Source organism: Pseudomonas khavaziana (genome assembly GCF_019145205.1).
GTDB classification, from domain to species: domain Bacteria; phylum Pseudomonadota; class Gammaproteobacteria; order Pseudomonadales; family Pseudomonadaceae; genus Aquipseudomonas; species Aquipseudomonas khavaziana.
On the sequence record NZ_JAHSTT010000005.1, the window covers coordinates 263819 to 284610 of the forward strand.

16 protein-coding genes and 4 pseudogenes are annotated in these 20792 nt (G+C 53.9%); 9 read left to right on the top strand and 11 right to left on the bottom strand.

The window, feature by feature from the left end:
• The first annotated feature begins 178 nt into the window (after positions 1-178).
• Positions 179-1111, top strand: a complete 933-nt coding sequence (locus KVH01_RS14705; protein WP_217881897.1) for an iron-sulfur-binding ferredoxin reductase — start codon at positions 179-181, stop codon at positions 1109-1111.
• A gap of 30 nt (positions 1112-1141) precedes the next feature.
• Positions 1142-1891, top strand: a complete 750-nt coding sequence (locus tag KVH01_RS14710; protein WP_217881898.1) for an enoyl-CoA hydratase-related protein — start codon at positions 1142-1144, stop codon at positions 1889-1891.
• A gap of 667 nt (positions 1892-2558) precedes the next feature.
• Here the strand turns inward: KVH01_RS14710 and pyk are convergent.
• On the bottom strand, positions 2559-4010 hold the full coding sequence (gene pyk, locus KVH01_RS14715; protein WP_043050041.1) for a pyruvate kinase: 1452 nt from the start codon (positions 4008-4010) through the stop codon (positions 2559-2561).
• 176 nt (positions 4011-4186) lie between these two features.
• On the opposite strand from pyk, the gene KVH01_RS14720 reads away from it, so the two are divergent.
• Positions 4187-4561 carry a tetratricopeptide repeat protein gene (locus KVH01_RS14720; RefSeq protein WP_043050040.1) on the top strand — a complete coding sequence of 125 codons (375 nt, stop codon included), beginning with the start codon at positions 4187-4189 and terminating at the stop codon, positions 4559-4561.
• Between the two features lie 222 nt (positions 4562-4783).
• Complete coding sequence (locus KVH01_RS14725; protein WP_057013749.1) at positions 4784-5143, top strand: PilZ domain-containing protein; 360 nt, start codon at positions 4784-4786, stop codon at positions 5141-5143.
• 11 nt (positions 5144-5154) lie between these two features.
• Here the strand turns inward: KVH01_RS14725 and KVH01_RS14730 are convergent, their stop codons facing one another.
• Both KVH01_RS14730 and KVH01_RS14735 read right to left on the bottom strand, forming a co-directional pair.
• Positions 5155-6486: a DUF58 domain-containing protein gene (locus KVH01_RS14730; protein ID WP_043050038.1), complete on the bottom strand. Its 1332-nt coding sequence runs from the start codon at positions 6484-6486 to the stop codon at positions 5155-5157.
• 7 nt (positions 6487-6493) lie between these two features.
• On the bottom strand, positions 6494-7489 hold the full coding sequence (locus KVH01_RS14735; RefSeq protein WP_217881899.1) for an AAA family ATPase: 996 nt from the start codon (positions 7487-7489) through the stop codon (positions 6494-6496).
• 583 nt (positions 7490-8072) lie between these two features.
• On the opposite strand from KVH01_RS14735, the gene tnpA reads away from it, so the two are divergent.
• The 3 genes and pseudogenes from tnpA (at position 8073) to tnpC (ending at position 10066) form a co-directional block, all read left to right on the top strand.
• Positions 8073-8378 (top strand): IS66 family insertion sequence element accessory protein TnpA, encoded by a 306-nt coding sequence (tnpA, locus tag KVH01_RS14740; protein WP_217881900.1) that lies wholly within the window; start codon positions 8073-8075, stop codon positions 8376-8378.
• Positions 8378-8716 (top strand): annotated as a pseudogene (gene tnpB / locus KVH01_RS30600) (IS66 family insertion sequence element accessory protein TnpB). Before tnpA ends, tnpB begins: the two are co-directional and overlap by 1 nt.
• A 318-nt stretch (positions 8717-9034) precedes the next feature.
• Positions 9035-10066, top strand: a pseudogene (tnpC, locus tag KVH01_RS30605) (IS66 family transposase).
• 65 nt (positions 10067-10131) lie between these two features.
• Here tnpC and KVH01_RS30310 read toward each other — a convergent pair.
• On the bottom strand, positions 10132-10926 hold the full coding sequence (locus KVH01_RS30310; protein ID WP_217881904.1) for a group II intron maturase-specific domain-containing protein: 795 nt from the start codon (positions 10924-10926) through the stop codon (positions 10132-10134).
• Entirely contained in the window at positions 10917-11225 is a 309-nt protein-coding gene (locus tag KVH01_RS30610; protein WP_404822065.1) for a reverse transcriptase domain-containing protein, read from the bottom strand. The genes KVH01_RS30310 and KVH01_RS30610 overlap by 10 nt, the downstream gene beginning before the upstream one ends.
• 773 nt (positions 11226-11998) lie before the next feature.
• On the opposite strand from KVH01_RS30610, the pseudogene KVH01_RS14780 reads away from it, so the two are divergent.
• Positions 11999-12247 (top strand): annotated as a pseudogene (locus KVH01_RS14780) (transposase domain-containing protein); the annotation flags it as partial.
• Positions 12248-12336: 89 nt separating this feature from the next.
• The gene (locus KVH01_RS14785) at positions 12337-14943 is read left to right on the top strand and encodes a M91 family zinc metallopeptidase (protein ID WP_217881906.1); all 2607 of its coding nucleotides are present in this window, start codon (positions 12337-12339) and stop codon (positions 14941-14943) included.
• Between the two features lie 847 nt (positions 14944-15790).
• Here KVH01_RS14785 and KVH01_RS14790 read toward each other — a convergent pair.
• The 6 genes and pseudogenes from KVH01_RS14790 to KVH01_RS14815 all read right to left on the bottom strand — a co-directional run bounded on the left by KVH01_RS14790 (position 15791) and on the right by KVH01_RS14815 (position 20616).
• The gene (locus tag KVH01_RS14790; protein WP_318836575.1) at positions 15791-17182 is read right to left on the bottom strand and encodes a lytic polysaccharide monooxygenase; all 1392 of its coding nucleotides are present in this window, start codon (positions 17180-17182) and stop codon (positions 15791-15793) included.
• 114 nt (positions 17183-17296) lie between these two features.
• A pseudogene (locus tag KVH01_RS14795) lies at positions 17297-18304 on the bottom strand (glycosyl hydrolase family 18 protein); the annotation flags it as partial.
• A 183-nt stretch (positions 18305-18487) separates the two neighbouring features.
• Positions 18488-18667, bottom strand: a complete 180-nt coding sequence (locus KVH01_RS14800) for a transposase (protein ID WP_046069350.1) — start codon at positions 18665-18667, stop codon at positions 18488-18490.
• A 224-nt stretch (positions 18668-18891) separates the two neighbouring features.
• The gene (locus tag KVH01_RS14805; protein WP_199525530.1) at positions 18892-19500 is read right to left on the bottom strand and encodes a LuxR family transcriptional regulator; all 609 of its coding nucleotides are present in this window, start codon (positions 19498-19500) and stop codon (positions 18892-18894) included.
• Positions 19501-19702: 202 nt separating this feature from the next.
• Entirely contained in the window at positions 19703-20182 is a 480-nt protein-coding gene (locus KVH01_RS14810; protein ID WP_217881907.1) for a lysis system i-spanin subunit Rz, read from the bottom strand.
• Entirely contained in the window at positions 20179-20616 is a 438-nt protein-coding gene (locus tag KVH01_RS14815) for a lysozyme (RefSeq protein WP_046069348.1), read from the bottom strand. Before KVH01_RS14815 ends, KVH01_RS14810 begins: the two co-directional genes overlap by 4 nt.
• Between the last annotated feature and the right edge of the window lie 176 nt (positions 20617-20792).

Consider the following 20792-nt stretch of genomic DNA (forward strand, 5'->3'; position numbering starts at 1 on the left):
ATAACCCGGCGCGGTGGCCGATACACCCGACTATGGTCACGAATGCCCGGCCCGGTTATCTGTAGGAGCGAGCTTGCTCGCGAAAAGCGTGAATCTGGTGGGTTTCATCAGGTTGTCCGCGTTATCGTTAGCGATCTTCGCGAGCAAGCTCGCTCCTACCAATAGAGGTAACGGTGTTATGCCTGAACTGCACGTCGGCGAACGCCATTGGTCGGTGCCCACCGGCACTAACCTGCTGGATGCCTTGAACCAGGCGGGAGTCGCCGTGCCCTACAGTTGCCGGGCCGGCAGCTGCCATGCGTGCCTGGTGCGTTGCCAGGGCGAGGTTGAAGACCAGCAGCCCGACGCCCTGAGCCCGGCGCAACGTCAGCAAGGTTGGCGCCTGGCGTGCCAGTGCCGGGTCAGCGGCGATCTCCAGGTCGAAGCCTTTGATCCGTTGCGTGACGGTGTGGCGGCCCAGGTGGTGGGGGCCGACTGGCTGAGTTCGACAGTGCTGCGCCTGCGCCTGCAACCGGAGCGTGGCTTGCGGTATCGGGCCGGGCAGCATCTGGTGTTGTGGGCGGGGCAGGTGGCGCGTCCGTATTCCCTGGCGAGCTTGCCCCAGGAGGATGCATACCTGGAGTTTCATATCGATTGCCGCCAACACGGTGAATTCAGCGATGCCGCTCGCCATTTCAAGGTTGGCGAGCCTCTGCGCCTGGGCGAGTTGCGGGGCGGGGCGCTGCACTATGACCCTGACTGGCAATCGCGGCCGTTGTGGCTGCTGGCTGCCGGCACCGGCCTGGGTCCGTTGTGGGGCGTATTGCGCGAAGCGCTGCGCCAGGATCATCAAGGTGCCATCCGCGTCATTCACCTGGCCCATGATGCCGAGGCTCATTACCTGGCCGCCCCCCTGGCGGCGCTGGCCACGCAGCATGGGAACCTGATGGTGGAGCTATGGACGGCGGCAGAGTTAAACCAGGCATTGGCGCAACTGCGGCTTGTTTCGCGGCAAACGCTGGCTTTACTCTGCGGTCACCCTGTCAGCGTCGAGGCCTTTTCCAAGCGCCTGTTCCTGGCCGGACTGCCGCGCAATCAACTGCTGGCCGATGTGTTCCTGCCCCGTGGTTGAGCGCTGAATCCCTTTGCCGCGAGATTCGCCATGAACGACGCCATCCTGCAGCAGCGCGAACGCGGGTTGCTGACCTTGCAGCTCAATCGCCCTGACAAGAAAAACGCCCTGACCCGTGCCATGTATACGCAACTGGCCGAGGCGCTGGAACAGGCCGATGCAGATTCGGATATTTGCGCCGTACTGCTCCAGGGCAGCAGCGAGTGTTTTACCGCCGGCAATGACATCAGCGATTTTCTCGACCAGCCACCCAACGATCTCGACAGCCCACCGTTTCACTTTATGAAAAGCCTGCTCAACTGCCGCAAACCGGTGATCGCCGCCGTGGCTGGAGCGGCGGTGGGCATTGGCACCACGCTGTTGCTGCATTGCGACCTGGTGTATATCAGCCGCGATGCACGCTTGCGCATGCCATTCGTTAACCTGGGTTTGTGCCCTGAGTTTGGTTCGAGCCTGATCCTGCCGCGGTTGCTGGGGCATGCGAAGGCGGCTGAACTGCTGTTGTTGGGCGAGGGTTTCACTGGCGAACAAGCCGCAGCGTGGGGGATTGCCACCGAGGCGTTGGGCAGTGGCGAGGCGGCCTTGGCCAAGGCGCGAGAAATGGCCGAACGTTTTGAAAGCCTGGCGCCGGGCGCGGTGCAGGTCACCAAGCAGTTGATGAAAAGCGTTGATCGCGAGCAGTTGCGGCAGGTGATCGAGGAGGAGGGGGCGTTGTTTACCCAGCGCTTGAGATCGCCGGAGGCGATTGCGGCGTTGTCGGGGTTTATCGCCCGGCGATAGAACGGTGTTGGCTGTTCTGGCGCCATCGCGGGCAAGCCCGGCTCCCACAGTTGACCGCATTCCAATGTGGGAGTCGGGCTTGTCCGCGGTGGGCATGGGTACCTGCTCCCGGGCAGCTTATAGCTATCTAACTAATGCACTGCAATCCAAATGTGGGAGGGGGCTTGCTCCCGATGGCGGCCTGACAGCCGACCAAGGATGTTGGATCAGACCGAGTACATATCCGTTGCTGCGATAACGGCTGCTATTGGTTCCGCCCTTACGGCGGCTCACTTTGCAAAAGCGGCAAAGTAAGCAAAACGCTCTTGCCCCACCACTCGGCACCTCGCTTAGGCTCGGTGTGCCCGTAATCCGACAGGGATTTGGGGGACCGCCGCCACGCGCCATCCATGGCGCGGGGCGGCTAAACCGGCATCCCTGCCGGTTTACCCCCCAAATCCCTGTCGAATTCCGGCCAGCGTGGTTTGACGGGGCGCTTAAGATCAAGATCAAAAGCAGATCAAGATCAAGGGCGGCTCGCTGCGCATCGCGCTTACCGTTGGTTGCTATATTGTTGTGTGCATATCCATGCCGCGATGAGGCTCTTATAGCCAGCAGATGACTCTGATTTGAAATGCAAAAAGCCCCGCCATTCACATGGCAGGGCTTTTGTTTTTCAGCGTGTCACTCAGACCTGCGGGTCGCCCACGTGCAGGATCTTCATGCCATTGGTGCCACCGGTGGTGTGGTAGCTGTCGCCCTTGGTGAGGATGACCCAGTCGCCTTTCTCTACCACGCCGCGCTTGACCAGCTCGTCGATAGCCTTCTGGCTGACTTCGTTCGGTGCCAGCGAAGCCGGGTCGAACGGGATGGTGTACACACCACGGAACAATGCCGCGCGGGCCTGGGCTTCGCGGTGAGGGGTAAACGCGTAGATCGGCACCGAGGAACGGATGCGCGACATGATCAACGGCGTGTAGCCACTTTCGGTCAGGGCGATGATCGCCTTCACGCCCGGGAAGTGGTTGGCGGTGTACATGGCGGCCAGGGCGATGCTCTGGTCGCAGCTTTCGAAGACCTTGCCGATGCGGTGGCTGGAGGTCTTGCTGGTCGGGTGCTTTTCAGCACCAACGCAGATGCGCGCCATGGCCTGCACGGCTTCCAGCGGGTACGGGCCGGCGGCACTTTCAGCCGAGAGCATCACGGCGTCGGTGTAGTCGAGCACGGCGTTGGCCACGTCGGACACTTCGGCACGGGTCGGCATCGGGTTCTGGATCATCGACTCCATCATCTGGGTCGCAACGATCACGGCCTTGTTGTGGCGGCGTGCGTGCAGGATGATCTTCTTCTGGATACCGATCAGTTCGGCGTCACCGATTTCCACGCCCAGGTCGCCACGGGCAACCATCACCGCGTCGGACGCCTTGATCAGGCCGTCGAGGGTTTCGTCGTCGGCCACGGCTTCGGCGCGTTCGATCTTCGCCACCAGCCAGGCGGTGCCGCCGGCTTCGTCGCGCAGTTTACGGGCGTATTCCATGTCGGCGGCGTCGCGTGGGAAGGACACGGCGAGGTAGTCGACTTCCATTTCAGCGGCGAGCTTGATGTCGGCCTTGTCTTTTTCAGTCAGGGCTGGCGCCGTCAGGCCACCGCCGCGGCGGTTGATACCTTTGTGATCGGACAGCGGGCCGCCGATGATCACGGTGCAGTGCAGCTCGGTCGGGGTCGCGGTGTCGACGCGCATGACCACGCGGCCATCGTCCAGCAGCAGTTCGTCACCGACGCCGCAATCCTTGACCAGGTCCGGGTAGTCGATACCCACGACGTCCTGGGTGCCTTCGGTCAGCGGGTGGCTGGTGGAGAAGGTGAATTTGTCACCAATTTTCAGCTCGATCCGCTTGTTGGCAAATTTGGCGATACGGATTTTCGGGCCTTGCAGGTCACCCAGCAGTGCAACGAAGCGGCCATGCTTGGCGGCCAGGTCACGCACCAGCTTGGCGCGAGCCTTGTGCTCGTCCGGGGTGCCGTGGGAGAAGTTCAGACGGGCGACGTCCAAACCAGCCAGAATCAGCTGTTCGAGGACTTCCGGCGAGTTGCTGGCCGGGCCAAGGGTGGCGACGATTTTGGTGCGACGGACGGACATGCACAGACTCCTGAGTTCAAGCGCTGGAGAAGGCTACTATGCTCTTTCGTTGTAGTCATTGTTCGTTTGCACTACTTATCGACGATTGGCTTGTTTTTGCTGCGCTTGACTGGGCAAACATCCTTGAAGATTTTCGGACAGGGGTCGATACACTGCACAAGACAGGAGAACCCCCCATGCGAATTTTGCTCGTTGCTGCCCTGGCCGTCAGTGTTGTCGGCTGTACTCGCTGGTCGATGGACCACCATTTGAACAACGCTTACCGTGCCTATGGGGTGGGCGATTGCGCGCGCGTCACCCTGGAGTTGTCCCAGGTCGATCGCGAAAGCCGTACCCGCCGTTATGTGCAGCCGGAGGTGTCGATGCTGCGCGGGCAGTGCCTGGAACGGCAGAAACTGTTTGTTGATGCCGCACAAACCTATCAGTTCATCATCAGCCAATACCCTTCAAGTGAGTACGCCTATCGCGCCCGTGCGCGGCTCGATACCTTGCAACAACTGGGGCATTTCCCGAGTGCAGGTGCCGTAAAACCACGGCCGGCATCTTTATAATGAAATTTGTCATTTTGTAGCTGGCCCGTCGCCAGTCCTGGGCTATTCTTTGAATGTTCGTTTGTACAAGTTTCTATTCGAACGAATGCAGGGCCTGGATTCGGCAGCTGTCTTGTGACAAACGCTACCGGTTGTCACACCGATCTCCAGGGAGAGCGAGCGACTGCTCGTTCCGAATCACTGGCACGGCCAGACTCTTGGCTATTGGATGGCGACTTCATCATGTTTACCGAGCGACGGATCGAACGGCATCAACTGCCTTATTTTTTGCAGGTGTTCAATCGTGTTACCGACAAGCCGATTGGGTTCTTGGGCAATGTGTCTGAAAATGGGCTGATGCTGATCAGCCAATTACCCATGATGGTCGATGTGGATTTTCAGCTGTGTTTGAAAATTCCGGTGGCGCAAGGCGAATTCCAGACGATTGATCTGACGGCGACCTGCTTGTGGAGCCATGAAGATGTCAACCCGCAGCATTACGACTCCGGGTTCACGGTGCATCAGCCACCCGAAGCGTATGGGCAACTGATCAACGCGCTGGTGCAGTACTTCAGCTTTGATCCCCAGCAGGCCCCCGTCTGAATGCAGGCATATTAGAACGTACCGGCTTTTTTCCACCCCAGGTAACGCGTCACCAACGTGGCGCCCAGGTCTGATGGCAGCGTATCCAATACTGCAAGCCCATGGGCGCTTAAACGATCATGGAGTTGATTGCGGGTGTTGAGGTAATCAACCGTGCCACTGTAAGCCAGGGCTTCGGGCAAGGTCTGCACGGGGGCTTGGCGTAACTGGTCGAGGACTTCCTCCCGCAGGCTCGCCACAAGTACCCGATGTTGTCGGCCAATACGTTTGACGGCCGTCATCAGCGCTTCATCATCCTCATCGCGCAGGTTGGTGACGATGATCACCAGTGCCCGGCGCTTTTGACGCACCAGTAATTGGCTGGCGGCAGCCTGGTAGTCAGCGGTTCTACGGGTGGTGTCCAGGTCGTAGACCGCATTGAGCAAGCTATTCAACTGGCCACTGCCCTTGACCGGCTTGAGGTAGCGCGGCTGGTCGCTGGCGAAGGTGCACAGCCCTACGGCATCGCCCTGGCGCAAGGCGACATAACTGAGCAGCAGGCAGGCGTTGAGGGCGTGGTCGAAATGGGACAGTTCATCGTCCTGGCTGCGCATGCGCTGGCCGCAATCGAGCATGAACACGATCTGCTGGTCGCGTTCATCCTGGTATTCACGGGCAATCGGCGTGCGTTGGCGAGCGGTGGCCTTCCAGTCGATCTGGCGCAGGCTGTCACCTTCACGAAACTCGCGCAGTTGATGAAACTCCAGGCCCAACCCTCGCCGCTGATGTTGGCGCACCCCCAGTTGGCTCAGCCAGTTATCCACCCCCAGCAACTGCGCGCCGTATAAACGGGCGAAGTCCGGGTAAACCCGGGTGGCATCATGGGTTTCGACGAATCTGCGCGCCGACCACAACCCCAATGGGCTGGGCAGCAGCAGTTCGCAGTGACTGAAGGCGAAATGCCCGCGGCGCACGGGGCGAACGCGATAGCCCAGCTCAGCGCGTGCGCCGGGGTGCAATTGGATGGATTGGGGCAGGTTATCCACACTCAAGCCGTCGGGCACGTGGTCGAACACCCCTACAGTCAGTGGTTGAGGGTAGTCATGCTCCAGGCACAGGCGCACCTCTTCCCAGCGCCCCAGCGCCAGGCTGCCGGGCAGTTTCCTGTTTACACGCGCCGAGGGACGGCGGCGCAAGCGTGCCGCATCCAGTGTCGCCAGGAGCAGCAGGGCCAGAAGCAGGCCCCAGGCGATGGAGTGCAAGGTTTGAGGTAGCTTGACCTGCAGCGCCATCGAAGCGCCCAACAGGGTGTTCAGGCCCAACAGCACACCCAGCCAGATCAGCAACAGACGGGTCGGTTTCATGGCTGCGTCAGTGCCTTGGTGCAGCAATCTGGTCAAGTAGCTGCTGGAGTACCTGGTCAACCTCCAGGCCGTCGATGTCCAGTTCCGGCGCAATGCGCACCCGGTGACGCAGCACCGCCAGCGCACAACCCTTGATGTCATCTGGCGTCACGAACTCGCCACCGCGCAATAGCGCCCGGGCGCGGGCGCCGCGTACCAGTGCAATGGAGGCCCTGGGGCCGGCACCGATAGTCAGTCCCGGCCAACTGCGCGTGGCCCGCGCCAGCCGCACCGCGTAGTCGAGTACCTGTTCATCCAGGGGCAGGGCGCTGGCAATTTCCTGCATCAGCACCACGTCCTCGGCTTGCAGCACCGTGCGAAGCGGCTGTACATCCAGCATGTCGGCCCTGGACGAGCGGGTCACTTCGCGGACCATCTCCAGTTCCTGCCGGGCGTCGGGGTAGTCCATGCGCACCTTGAGCATGAACCGGTCCAGCTCGGCCTCAGGCAACGGGTAGGTACCTTCCTGCTCGATGGGGTTCTGGGTCGCCAGCACCATGAAGGGCTGGCCGATGGGCAGCGCCTCGCCCTCCAGGGTAACCTGGCGCTCCTGCATGGCTTCGAGCAGTGCCGCCTGGGTCTTGGCCGGGGCGCGATTGATTTCGTCGGCCAGCAACAGGTGGGTGAACAATGGCCCCTTGCGCAGCTTGAACTGTTCGGTCTGCAGGTCGTACACCGCATGGCCGGTGACATCGCTGGGCATCAGGTCCGGGGTGAACTGGATACGTGCGAAATCACCGCCAAAGCAACGGGCCAGGGCACGCACCAGCAAGGTCTTGCCCAGGCCTGGCACGCCTTCGAGCAGCACATGACCACCTGCTATCAAGGCGGTGAGCACGTCGTCAATCACCGGGTCCTGGCCTATCACGGCCTTGCGCAATTCCACACGCAGGGCCTGGGCCTGCTGGCTGGCGCGTAGAAGGTTGTCGGCGGTCAGGGGGGTGGCCATTGGAGAGTCGCTCATTTCTTCCGGAGCTCCGCTAACTGTTAAATCAACTTTATTATCCACAAATCAAACGGTTACCTAATCTAACTGTTTTGCTGCCTTTTTCCTGGGCCGACGAACGGACATCCTATCGATCAGTCAGCACGAGCGTCATATTGGCTTAATCGAAAAAAGGCAGTAATGGACCAACCGCTAACCTACCAACATTTCAATCACGGCTTGCTGAAGTGGGATCAGCAGCGGGTGGTCACGTCTCGTGAGTTTATCTCCCATTATAACGCTTATGCAGCGCTCGCTATACCGGCCTGCCTCCCAGGTGCATCTAGGCGTCATCAAAAAGTGGGGGGTATGGGCTTGTCGGTGCTTCCAATATCTGCCTCCTCGTGGGGGTCGTGACATCTACAGGTTACCTGCCCCCCCGCACAGATCCGTACGTGCGGAACTACCGCATACGGCACCTGTCTCGGGTATGTGACGCGAAGCGATCCTCAGGGTAAGGATGTGCATTTCTGGGTCTAGGTATGTAGTAAGCGTCCAGCCCAGCCACCTGTAACTTCCTCTCAGAGCTCGTCACGCTACGCCCTTCCACGAGGGAGCATATATGAAACCACCTGCCACACTCACCGCCCGGCGTACATTCTGGGCTGAGCACGTTCAGGCATGGCGCCGCGGCGCGCTCACGCAAGTCGCCTACTGCCAGCAGCACCAGCTCAACGCTAAGTCCTTTGGCTATTGGTTTCGAAGCCGCGAGCTGGAAAACGAGCCCCTAACGATGGTTCCCATTGCCGTGCACGAGCCTGTGCAAGCAAACGAACTGTCGCTGCGCCATCCCGGCGGCTGGGAACTGGTATTGTCCCGCACAGTGGAGCCGGCGTGGCTGGCCCATTTGCTTCGGGAGATGCGCTGATGCTGTTGCCGACACAGGTCTGGTTGATTCTTGAGCCCATGGACATGCGACTTGGCATCGACGGTCTTTCGGCGCGTGTTCAGCATGTGCTGGGCACTTCGCCGTGCAACGGCACCGCCTATGCTTTTCGAAATCGCCGAGGTAACCGCCTCAAACTTCTACAGTGAGATGGCATCGGCGTCTGGCTCAGCCAGCGTCGTTTGCATGAAGGCGCTTTTGTGTGGCCTGCCCCCGGCGAAACAGTCTTCACACTGACTCAGGCTCAATGGCAGTGGCTGATCACCGGCGTTGACTGGCAGCGCCTGGAAGCTCGCCCGATGAATCACTGGACAGTGTAGAAAAATACCCTTCAATATCCTTCAGATAACGATACTGCTTACTTTTCAGTAAAATCCACGGATGCCTATCGCCGACGAAATCGCCGCCCTCAACCTTGATCCCGCACTGCGGGAGCAGATCATGGCCGCGCTTTCACAGGGGGAGGATGTCGATAAGTTACGTGCCCAGGCTCAATACGACGCCTTAAAAATCCAGGCATTGACCCTTGAATTGGCGCACTACAAGCGCATCCGGTTCGGGGTCAGAAACGAGGCGTTGTCACCCGAACAGCGTGACCTTTTCAAGAAACGGCCGGTGCCGACTGCGCTGCCATTGAGATTGAGGTTGACGCGCTCGTACTTGAACAGCGAGCACGGCGCTCTCGTGCCGGTCGTCAGCCGCTGCCAGAACATCTGCCCCGTATCGAACATCGCCACGATCCCAAGGCATGTCATTGCCCCGAGTGCGGCAGTGAATGGATCAAAGTAGGCGAAGATATCACCGAGCAATTGGATGTCGAGCCTGCAAAGTTCTTTGTACATCATCATGTCCGCAGCAAGTACGCCTGCCGACCCTGTGAACGTATTGCTTCAGCAGACGTTGCGCCGACCATCATCGACGGCGGCATGGCGGCTGCCGGACTGATTACCTGGGTGTTGATCAGTAAATATCTCGATCATCTTCCGCTGTATCGTCTTGAACAGATTGCCAACCGCGCCGGTGTGACCCTGGCACGCTCAACCTTGGCCGACTGGTGGGCCGATATGGATTTGCCTTGCAACCGCTGGCTGATCGATTGGCCGAACTGTTGCGCCAACGCCTGATCCTGCATGCCGACGAAACACCGGTACAGCAACTTGACCCTGGCAAGGGCAAACCAACGAGCCTATTTGTGGGTCTATCGAAGCAACGACCTGGATCCTGGGACGGGCATCACGGTATTTGATTACCAGGCCGGGCGCAGTGGCGCGCATGCACGAGCTTTTCTGGATGACTGGAAAGGCCACTTGGTGGTTGACGATTACGCGGGTTACAAGGCGTTGTTTACTCAGGGCGTTACCGAAGTGGGCTGTATGGCACATGCACGTCGCAAGTTTTTTGAATTACATGCGGCGAATCAAAGTGCGGTAGCGGCAGAGGCTTTGCAGCGGATCGCTGAACTGTACGAAATCGAATCACGGGGCCGAACACTGACCTGTGAAGCACGCCAACAACTGCGCACCGGCGAAGCAGCGGTCAAGTTGCAGGCACTGCATCAATGGCTGCTATCAACCCGCCCAGGTGTGGCGAACGGCAGCGGCCTGGCCAGGGCAATGGACTATAGCGCTCAAGCGCTGGGTGGCGTTGTCACGCTATGCCGGCAGCGGTGATTTACCCATTGATAGAGTCGGGGATGTGGCGCGGTGGCTTGCGCTCCGTTTCCACACCCCGCTCGTCAAACCGGACGTGCGCTACTAACGCATCCGGCTTTCGTCCGAGATCGATATGCCTTCGCACTCGACACATCGGCCATTCGCACGGGCGACTGATGCAAGCCTAGCTTTCCATATAGAAATGCATCCGGGTATAGACGGTACACAGAGCGGCCTCGTCGCTTATGCTTCTTGACCAACCAGCGTCGGATACGGCGCTCAGTGTAACGTTGCAGGATGCGATAGTGCTTGAGCACAGGCCCTTGATCGAAGTAGCCAGCCCAGCCTCGAAGTATCGAGTTGAGTTCAACTATCCGGTGCTCTACCGTATCCCACGTCATGCTGATCGCTGTTTCGTCATGGATTTTCCCAATAATTGATTTCATCGCTCCTTTCGAAGGTTGAGTGCCGATATAGGTTTTCCCATGACGATCGTATTGCCTGCCTAGGTTGTACCCCAGAAAGTCGAATGTCTGTTCTGGGAGTTTCACCAGCGCCGTTTTCTCTTCGTTGACCGTCAGCCCCAGCCGCGCCATCAAACCACTCATCAGCACCATTGCCTGCTCTCCACTGCCGGGGCGGCAGCAGATCACCATGTCGTCCGCGTAATTCACAATCCTTGCATGCAGACGTCTGGCGTAGCCAAACTTTTCCCAAGCCAGAATGAAGCGCCTGAAATACACATTGGCTAGCAGCGGCGAAATCACCGATCCTTGGGCGCTGCCACGGTGCGTGTGCTTGGCTTCGTTGGTACGTCGAGGCTTTCCGTCAATGCGTTCGATAACGGTTACTTCAAGCCACTGCTTGATCAGCCGCAATACCTGCCATCCGAGATACGCCGGGCCAGACATTTCATCAAAGGCCCGTGCGGAATGGTATTGAAATAGTCACGAAGATCCGTATCGACGACATCTCTCAACCCAATCCTTGCGGTGTAATGGTGCACCTGTCTCACCGCTTCCTTAGCATCTCGACGAGGTCTGAAAGCATACTGCGATGGTTGCATATCCGCTTCGACAATCGCTTGGAGTGTGAGATTGACAGCCATTTGAACAACGCGGTCTCGAATACAAGGATCCCCAAGGAACGAAGCTTTCCGTTCTTTCTGGGAATCCATACCCGCCGCAGGGGCTGAGGTCGATATCCACCCGACTTCAGCTCCTCATGTAGCTGAGCCAGCCACTCCATAGGCCCCATGCTTTCAATGTCATCGAATCGCTGGCCATCCACACCGTGGCTGCCTCGGTTTGCGCGGCAACGCTGGTAGGCGATGACCAGTACATCAATTCGATACACTTTGTCCCACAGGCTGTAGAAGCGAAAGTCTGGCTCTGTCTTAGCTTTCACATACAGGGCACGCTGTAGTTTCCGAACAAGATTTCACACTTGGGTTAGTAGGCTTGGCGCCAATCCCATCGTTCTTACCACTTTGTACTCCTCTCTTGGACCTGGGCTACTTTCCTACTCCGGCATTACCCGGCCTCAACGGTACTACGAGCCCATCCGCCACCTGTCCGAGCCAGAGCCATCCCTCACGGGCGCTCTGTTTGTATGGCCGTGTCTAACGGCCACTTCACCCTGACAGGCTTCCCCTGTTTCGTATGAGTTCTCTTCTGTACATGCCATCACCACTACCCCGGCGGCAGTGCCAAGTTCGCCTGACGCTCGATCCCTCAGCACTATCAACCTTCCCCGTTATTATGGCAGGTCGGCTACCGCAAAGCCTTTTCGGGGCCTGCTCGGTGTTCGCTGCGCGCTACGGCCTGCACAGTCACTGACTTCCTAAAGAAGCCTTTTCTTCAGATACTTCAGCCCATTCGTTGCCTCCTGAACTGCTCCAAAGTGCTTCCGGCCGGAGCGACAGTAGCCGGGTGGGATTCGCACCCACTGAACTCGGCTGATGAAAGAGCGATAAAGCCGTTTGTCATCGGGCGCAAGGCCTGGCTCTTAAGCGACACGCCCAAAGGTGCGAGCGCCAGTGCGCAGATCTATAGTTTGATCGAGACCGCGAAGATCAACGGCCAAGTGCCCTATACGTGGCTGCGGCGCCACGTGCTGGAGCGGATACCGCATGCGTCGACGGTAGAAGACTACGAAGCATTGTTACCATGGAACTGCTCACCGGAAATGCCACGGTAAACGAGGCGGTAGTCTGGCGGTAGGTGTGGGTCATGGATCGGATACGCTGGATGTTTCGTTAACACTATTTTTACTTCGAGGGGATAACGATGTTTTTACGCAAATCTGCAATGCAGCCAAAGGAGCGCCGAAGTGTCGTAACAGAAGCCCAGCTTGAGGAGCAACGGCCAAATTTGTTGGCGTCACACGTCCCCAGAGGATTATCTGCATTATGCAGTCGGGCTGGGGTAGCTGGAGAAAAAGCGAATATGGGTCGTATAGACACAGCCACGAGTTGGAATGGCATTCTGATACGTACAAAAGATGACGACTCTCTAACGTTCGTCCATGCAGTAAACCGAGCCTTGGAAGTGATCGCAAGCCGTCCCATCGGAAAGCGATTGCTTGAATCAATTACTGCAAGTGGAGGCGAACGCGGGGCTGAGGCTAAGTTTGGTTATAAAATATGCATTCAGCCAGCCGATTCGACGAAAACCTCATGGCTATTTTTTGAAAGGCGCCGATATCTTGGAACAAATGTAACTCGTGCTGCTTCCGAAGAAAATGCCTCTTTATTAAATAAAGGCTCAGTATCGTCGATAAAGTGGAATCCTGTGCAAGTTAGTACTCCTGATGGTGACAGACCTCCATTCGTGGGGTTAGCGCATGAGTTATTGCATGCTTACCGCAACCTGTATGGAGAGTCGAAGTTAACACACGAATCCATTGCCGGAATGTCACGAGCAGGACACTACAAACAAATTGATGAATATGAGGTGGTAGGAATTATGGGGTATGAAGATCTGCCGCTGACCGAAAATAAAATCCGTAGCGAGCACAACATACCCCTTAGACAGTTTTACTCTGGTTTAGATGGCGATTTGGAAGTCAGCAGCGATACATATAGAAAAGGCAACTTAACTGAAAAATTGACGTCAAAAAAAATCTACAAAGAAACGAATATTGCAGAAAGGGCTGAGAACTTATCGCAGCAAGTTATGAATGCGATAAATGAAGAAGTAAGACATGAATCTCTTAATGTGGCTTGTAGGGGTATTACAGAGTATGGCGCATTAAATCCCGCTAAAGAAGGGAGTATTCTTATAAGCACAAGTGATGGGGCTATCTCAATGACAGGTAATGCGGCGAAGGTCAGCTCTCAATCTGACGATGAGTTATGTAAACACGCCATAGTATTTAATAAGCAGCCTAATGGATTAAAGCGCCCAGAGTATGAGAGAGCCCACGGCCTGCCAGCGGGATGCCTTTTACCATATGTCACCTTATCCGGATCGAATCTCTTAGGTTTAGCACGTATCTATGCTGAAAATAAAATAAAATCGTCTACAGTGAAAGCCGAGGCGAGTATGTGTTCACCTAATATGGAGGGTGAAAACCTCAATTCTCATCTGGCGGTGCAAACAAGCTCAGTAGTAAGAGCATCGCATAGTGTTGCGGATAAGTTTCTGCCTCAAAATATTGAAAAAAACATACAAAATATCCTGAGTGAAATTTCCAGTATCGTAAGATTAAATGACAACCCTTATTCTAAATATAAGGCTCTAGCACTAACTCATTATGATGTGCTACTTACCAATTGTTGTGTCGACGTATGCCGTTTCACTAAAGATAGAACTTTTTCACCCGAACTAAGGGGCTCGCTATTTAAATCCATGAGCAAGTTTATGATTGACGCTGCCAAGAATCTGGATGCTGCCTGGGGTGGTAATGCTCTCTCTACGGTGGTCATGTTGTCGAATGGGTTGGACAATAGTCTGATTACGGATACGCTCCGAAGTAATATGAATCGCTTTGACATTTTTGGAAGACCCGAAACGCTTGTCGGCGAAATAAATAAATACCTTGACAAGGTTGTAAAAGGCACAGCGGGAAGCCTTGAATCCTCAATTAATGCTATTCGCGTGTTAAGTCAAAGAGGCTTCTTGAAAAACCTTGGCCAAAGTGATCGTGAAAATTTCATGCGATTAACTAAAACATTTGGAATTAACGGCTCGCAGGCCTATGTACGGCCTTCCTCACACAGAAAGTATCTTCAAAATTTTGGAGAAAACTTACTAAAACTCCAAGAGGAGGCTATATCAGCCCACAATTGTAACGCTTTAATCGAGAACCCCGTGCTAAAATATCGTGAGGAATTTAGTTCGGGAGAAGAATCAAAAAAGGTTAGTGTTAATCCATTTGATTATATGTTTGAGAGGTTGCAACCACACTTTGCGGAAAATGATTATCTATATCAGCGCTCAAAGAACTATAAAGAAACATTGTCTCAGAATCACCGGGAGATTAAGCACCGAGCAGCAGTTCGGCATGGGAAGTCGAAAGAGCTTCTTAGGGACCAAGAGATATCAAACAATCAGAACAACATGATTCGAGAAGAGTCTCTCAAAACTGCTCATATATCTCAACAGAAAACAGAAAAAACCTTAAACTCTATTGCTTCATTTACTGCATCTAAATCCGCCTTAACATATAAATCTGCTTTTGCGGCCAGCTCTTTTTATTCCTCTGGCCTGAGCAGACCTATTTCCAAGATTTCCGACGCGTCCCCGGGTCTTGCTGGGATGGGGACCGTGAGCGCTCTTTATGGATTGAGTGAATCGAGGAATGCTCCCACTCCGAGTTACTCGCCCCCTTCACGTTTGCGAGGATTGGCGGTGTTGCACGATCCACAGTTCCTTGAAAGGTGGTACCACTGAGCCTAGCAAATGATAGCGGCGCTTGCGAGGTAGTTGTCGCATCCGCCGTCCAACTACGCGGCCTTTTCGGTCACGTTCAGTACCCTTTCAGGGTTTAAATACTCCGTCCCGATAGGGGGCCAGTTGCATGTCTCGTCTGACCATCGTTCCGGTCTTTTAGTTGATCGGAGTTCTTTTACCGGTCGCGGTAGGAATGGCAGTCACCTGCCACCCCCCGCACAGATCCGTACGTGCGGAATTACCGCATACGGCTCCTGCCTTGGGTTTTGACGCCGAAGCGGGTTATGGGATGCGGATGCATTGGTAGCTCTCTTGGATAGGGTATGAATAGCCGGGCCAACGTAGCCATGCGTTCCCAGTTCAGACGGTGCCGCTGACTTCGCCGTTTAAGAGCAATGGCTCACTCGGGTGGTGAGTAGTTACTTCAATTACCACGCGGTGCCAGGAAACCTAATACGTCTGGGTGGTTTTCGTTCGGCGGTATGTCGTCTATGGCGGCAACCCCTCAAACGTCGAAGCCAGCGTAACCGGCTTCAGTGGTCACGCTACGGACGTCTTGCCGACCTCTACATACCTAGCCCAGAAATGCACGTCCGTACCCTGAGGATCGCTTCGCGTCACATACCGAGGCAGGAGCCGTATGCGGTAGTTCCGCACGTACGGATCTGTGCGGGGGTGGCAGGTAACTGCCATCCCTACCGCGACCCCTGCTGGATTGGTAGATGACTTCGCCAGCCGCTTACGTCCAAGCGGGGATGGAGCATCCCGTCGGGTGTTCAGCCGAAAAATTTAGCAGGAGCACTGCGGCAACTTCTCTATTTGGTATCTGGTCGACGCTGCGCAACCATCAGTTGGTAATGCGCCATAGGCTTTCAGCCACACCTGGCGCCCACTCTTTTACATGGGCGGTATGAGCTTGTAGGCAAATCCACTTTTTATCGTTATGGCTGACTTTGACGCCCGTTGTGTAGTAGCTGCCCTGGGCCCACTTCGGGTAAGGGGTATTTTCGTTGTCCCCGCTGTCCTCTTTCTCCAGCGTGGTCGCTGAGTGGACATTGGATGGAACTGACAGTTGCCCTTTAGCATCAAATGCGGCTACAAAATAGCGATAGGCGGTTTTGGATGTAAGGCCGGTATCGGCATAGGTCATTTGAGCAATGCCGGTGCGAGCAATTTCATTACCGTCTCGGTAGATAACATAACCAGAAATTTCGGTACCACCGATGGGCGCGCGCCACATTAAATTAACGGTATCGGCAGTGACACCCATATCATGCAGGCCTGACGGGGCAAGGGGGGGGGAGCCTGGGACTATCATCGCGTTAGTCTTGGCTGTTATCGTCTGGCTTGGTGCAGACTCTTTACCCTCTGCGTTAACGGAGCTTACAGCATAGCGATAAGTAGTGTTTTCACTCAGATTGCTGTCAGTAAGTGTTAGCTCTGAACATTGGCCGATTAAAGTATCGTCTCGGTACAAGCGGTAGAGGGAAGTAGGGGGGGCAGACGCGCTCCATGTTAGCGTGATGCTATTGGTACTAACCTTGCCAGCGCGTAGCCCGTCCGGAGCAACTGGCGTGATTTCATCCGGGTTGTCATTGTCTGAGTCATTATCTGAGAAATCTAAGTCGATGACATGGTAGAAGGCGTTTCCGGTGTTGGCCACCTCCCAGACTGCGAGCAACACATGGTACCCAGAACGCTGTGGCAGCATGACGTTATGTTCGGTAGGTTGCGGTGGGGTCAGAGCCGCCCCATGACTCCAATAGGGCTGTTCAGTCAGTTCCACTTTATAGAAGGGTTTATCTTCGAACTGAGCGCGGCTAAGCGGTAGGTTCGGGTTCCAGTTCGGGCGGGTGATAAAGTAATTCCAGCGGCGGGTCGCGTGGAGTGCGGTATAGTGCCATGTAAATTTTAACATCTCGGAAGACGTAACGCTGTGTTTTTTCCAATGCGTGCCAACGTCGTCCAGAAAATTGCCATTTCCTTGATTGGCGCTTGCAATTTTACCGTCTGGTGGGGGGAGAAAGTTAGTGACGTCGTCTGGAGCAACGCTGTCGGTTAACCCGCTCGTTTGAGCAGGGAAAAATTTCCCGCACTCACGCTGGTTCAACATGCCGTTGTCAATTTTGCCGTCGAGCCATGCAAAATAAGCACGGGAGGCTGGAGAAGGGACATGGCCATGGCGAAGTTGGGGGCCTGACTTGCTGGTGCTGATCATATTCAAATTGCGTTCAGTCATCTGTGTACCGCCTTTTTTATGTTTAACAACTCTTCGCCATAGGGAGGTTGCCAGGTTTGGACGCCAGTAGATATTTGAGGAGTGAACTGTTAGGCATTCCCATACCGAATCTTCCCAGTGCACGGTGTCATTATCTCTATAGCGCGTATCGGTAGCCCATTGAGGGAACTCCGGCTCTGGATCGGGCTCCGGTTCTGTGCCATTTCCGGCGAGATAGCCGTATCGGTTGATAAATTCCCAAGCATAGGCGTCGCCGTTGCTGCTGACGCCAGCGTCCCAGTTTACTGACCAAGTCATTAAACCTAGGATATCCAAGCCTGCTGTTTTGAGACGCGTCAGCGCGTTATACACACTGTTCGGATCGATCACGTAGCCCGTGGCAGCTGCATCATTATTCGAAGGCAAACCTATAATGAACTTGTTGTGAGGGATTTTTATAAAACCACGGGTGCCGGTTACTAAGCTTTCGGTCAAGTAGTAAAGAAAGTTTTCTTTTTGTTGATCGTTGTTTTGTGCGATCCAACCTATCTCATCTACGTAAACACCATCGCCGCCTTGATTATAAAATTGTGGGGCGATAAAGTCGTAATATCCCTCCAGCCCATCAATGTATGCGTTATATTCACGGCCTTTCACCAAATATGGAAATTCCGGTGCCATACTGATCGTGAAGTTTTTACCCCGTGTGCGATAGTGGTCTTTGACAGTTTTTAATGCGGCAGGAATTACGTGTTGGTTGTTTGCCGCTGTAATTGCTTCCTGTTCTAGGTCAATATCCAAACCGTCGAAATCGTACTGGTCGGTCAGATCGATGATACGATTGGCCAATGCTTTTTCGTCGCCGTAGATTAGCTCAATATGTGCGTCCGCCCCCCCGAGGGAGATCAAAACTTTTCGTCCTTGAGCGTGGACTAAGTCGATCTGCTGACGAAATTCCGCTGCAGTGCCACGATATGGTTTGAAGTCAGGTATCCGATCGCGGCTATCCAAGACCTTCATAAAAGCGACTGCAATAACATTATATTGAAGAGGGATACTGGACAGTTCCATTTCCGCAAAGCGCCCCCTTTTATAGCCCTGGCCTGGTTCTGGAGCCCAATTGTGCCAAAAGCCCATAATAATCTTATTGTCGTTGCGTTGGAAAGTTGGTGGTTTTTTCAAAATAACTACTCCATGTGAATTTCAGGTAGGTAACGGATGCCGTTGAATTTTTTGAGTGAGTTGTTGAAGCTGCGTCACCATGATGGCGACGCGCTCCTCAGTGCTGAGATGTGAGTACTTTCGTTGGCATGGCAACACCTTACATCAGGGTGCTCTTGGTCCTTGATACCGCCGAGGTCTCGTTGAGAAAAAAAGCACCGGATCAAACACCGCGCCTGTGATATAAAACTCAACTAGAGCGGTAAGGCCGTAGATGGTTTTTAGAAAGTCGACGGGCTTGGAATACAGATACACTTTTTCAGCTTTGGCGTCGGGACGCATCATGACGGCGGTCTCCTAAAGAGGGTGGGTATTTCAGACCTGCCCTAAGTTTGTGATAAGACATAAGAACAACACCGTACCGGAAGATTGGGTGTTGCACTCAGTTTCTGCAGTCGCTCCTTCTTGTGAAAAGTGCAAGCTCATTATTCATGGCTATCTGTCATGTCAACAATGCATTCATTATATTAATTCAGAACCGGTTGCGATTGATCGGATGGAGCTTTGGGCTAACTATTTTTATAGTGCGCGACAAGATTCAACTCGGAACTTAAGCGAATTGCCTGCCGGGAGTTTACAACTCCTAGCTTCTCGACAACATTCGCCATATGAAACTTAACAGTCCTGACAGCTATATTCGCAATTATTGAGATTTCCGCATATGTTTTTCCCATGCCAGCCCAATAAAGAACTTCTTCTTCTCGCGGAGTTAAATAAAATCCCTTGTCCTCTAGCAAATTGGCGCGCAAGTTTTTCGACTGAGTAATTCGTTTAACCTGCTCATCAATATCAATGAGTAGCATTTGCAAGCAGCATCTATTAGACATTACTTTGCCTTCGAGTTCTGCCTGAAAGTTTCGCTCAAATAAAATCGACAATAAGCTTATATTATACATTCCATCATGAAGTACAAAAGTTACACCATTTACAATTTCACCTCTTCCTGAACAGGAGAAAATCTTACTGCCTTGTAATTCCGCTAACAATGCGATGTCATCCTCCCACGTGAAAGGTGATACTCGCTTTAAAGCCATGCGTACAATGGGATCTATAAGATGGCGCTCCATCTTTTCGTATTCTGCAGTCCATTCTTCCGGATACGAAGAAGCGGTAAGCAATCGTGAAAATTTTTTTTATTAATGATCATAAATAAATATTCAAGCCTTCCAATACAAGATAGTTTTCTGTCAATATAGCTTCGAATTGCCTCAGCCTGTATATAGCTTTCTTCAGATGGAGTGATCATGAATCAGAGCTCCTGGATTGCTGTCTTTTTATTTATCATTGGTACGATACGCAGGCATATAAATACCGCATAACTCAATGTGCCTCACGCATACAGCCAATACGTATATACTCTTGCAAATACTTTATTTTTTTTCTATCACGTATTATTTCTTCTCGGATAGAGAGAAGATCTTGTCCAGTTTTTCCAGAGAGTTCGACGGTGGTAGCATCGCCCATGCGGCAGGCGGAGGTGACATTACTTCCACTGCGCAGGGTGTGATTTGCTTGGATGTACATCCGACGAGCACCAGAAGCAAGTTGAGCGCGCAGAATTGTGCTTTCATTTTCAGCATGGACCAGTTTTTCCGTTAGTTGTGTATCCAAATCCGCCAGTGTTTTTTGTCGCTGGTTAGCTTGTTGTAAGCTTATAGTCTGTTGTCTAAAAAGGTTCTCCGCTACATGAGCTTTCTTGCGCCAAGATGAAGCCTGCCCGTAATAGCAATGGGCCGCCCCCCCGAGCCCTGCCAACATTATTAGTATGATAAAATGCGGAAACATACGCAATAACGTCATAAACCAGTTCCTTTTTCAAACATTCTCTTTTCTTCCTCTCGACGCTTAACAAGTCCATAAACAACGTTGCCGCCAACTTTGTTCCACCTTAGAAATTGATTAGCTGCATCAAGGTAATCACCAGCATTAAGGTAGGCTAACATTTCGGATTTTTCAAAACCCGTTTTTCCGATATTAAATACAAATGAAACAAGCGAATCAAACTGACACTGATTAAGCGGAACAACCACCCGGAGATTAATCACTAGTTCAGCGTGTTTAATATCGTTGCGAAGACGCTCACCAGCTTGTTGCTCGGTAATAGAAAGCTCAGGATATACATCAGAAGTACTTCCATAGCCAATAGTCCAGACGCCGGCAGAACACTGATAAGCTTTGGCTCTAAAGCCCTCGTATCGCTTAATTAAATTGACGCCCTGTTCACTGATTTTCAACTTTCGCTCTCTCCGTAAAATAGTTGTTGCACAAGCAGCGCATCAACACGCAATCTATAAAATCTGGACCGATAAACTGCAAAGGCCAATAAAACGAACCACGCAAGGTGTAAGTGCGCCGCAGAGCTGTATTTCTGATAGACCAAGATCCCCAAAACTGTGTAACTGCTTTTTAA

Coding starts and splice junctions, on each gene's coding strand:
- KVH01_RS14705 (WP_217881897.1), top strand. CDS start 179: ATGCCTGAACTGCACGTCGGCGAACGCCATTGGTCGGTGCCCACCGGC.
- KVH01_RS14710 (WP_217881898.1), top strand. CDS start 1,142: ATGAACGACGCCATCCTGCAGCAGCGCGAACGCGGGTTGCTGACCTTG.
- pyk (WP_043050041.1), bottom strand. CDS start 4,010: ATGTCCGTCCGTCGCACCAAAATCGTCGCCACCCTTGGCCCGGCCAGC.
- KVH01_RS14720 (WP_043050040.1), top strand. CDS start 4,187: ATGCGAATTTTGCTCGTTGCTGCCCTGGCCGTCAGTGTTGTCGGCTGT.
- KVH01_RS14725 (WP_057013749.1), top strand. CDS start 4,784: ATGTTTACCGAGCGACGGATCGAACGGCATCAACTGCCTTATTTTTTG.
- KVH01_RS14730 (WP_043050038.1), bottom strand. CDS start 6,486: ATGAAACCGACCCGTCTGTTGCTGATCTGGCTGGGTGTGCTGTTGGGC.
- KVH01_RS14735 (WP_217881899.1), bottom strand. CDS start 7,489: ATGAGCGACTCTCCAATGGCCACCCCCCTGACCGCCGACAACCTTCTA.
- tnpA (WP_217881900.1), top strand. CDS start 8,073: ATGAAACCACCTGCCACACTCACCGCCCGGCGTACATTCTGGGCTGAG.
- KVH01_RS30610 (WP_404822065.1), bottom strand. CDS start 11,225: ATGGATTCCCAGAAAGAACGGAAAGCTTCGTTCCTTGGGGATCCTTGT.
- KVH01_RS14785 (WP_217881906.1), top strand. CDS start 12,337: ATGTTTTTACGCAAATCTGCAATGCAGCCAAAGGAGCGCCGAAGTGTC.
- KVH01_RS14790 (WP_318836575.1), bottom strand. CDS start 17,182: ATGACTGAACGCAATTTGAATATGATCAGCACCAGCAAGTCAGGCCCC.
- KVH01_RS14800 (WP_046069350.1), bottom strand. CDS start 18,667: ATGATGCGTCCCGACGCCAAAGCTGAAAAAGTGTATCTGTATTCCAAG.
- KVH01_RS14810 (WP_217881907.1), bottom strand. CDS start 20,182: ATGACGTTATTGCGTATGTTTCCGCATTTTATCATACTAATAATGTTG.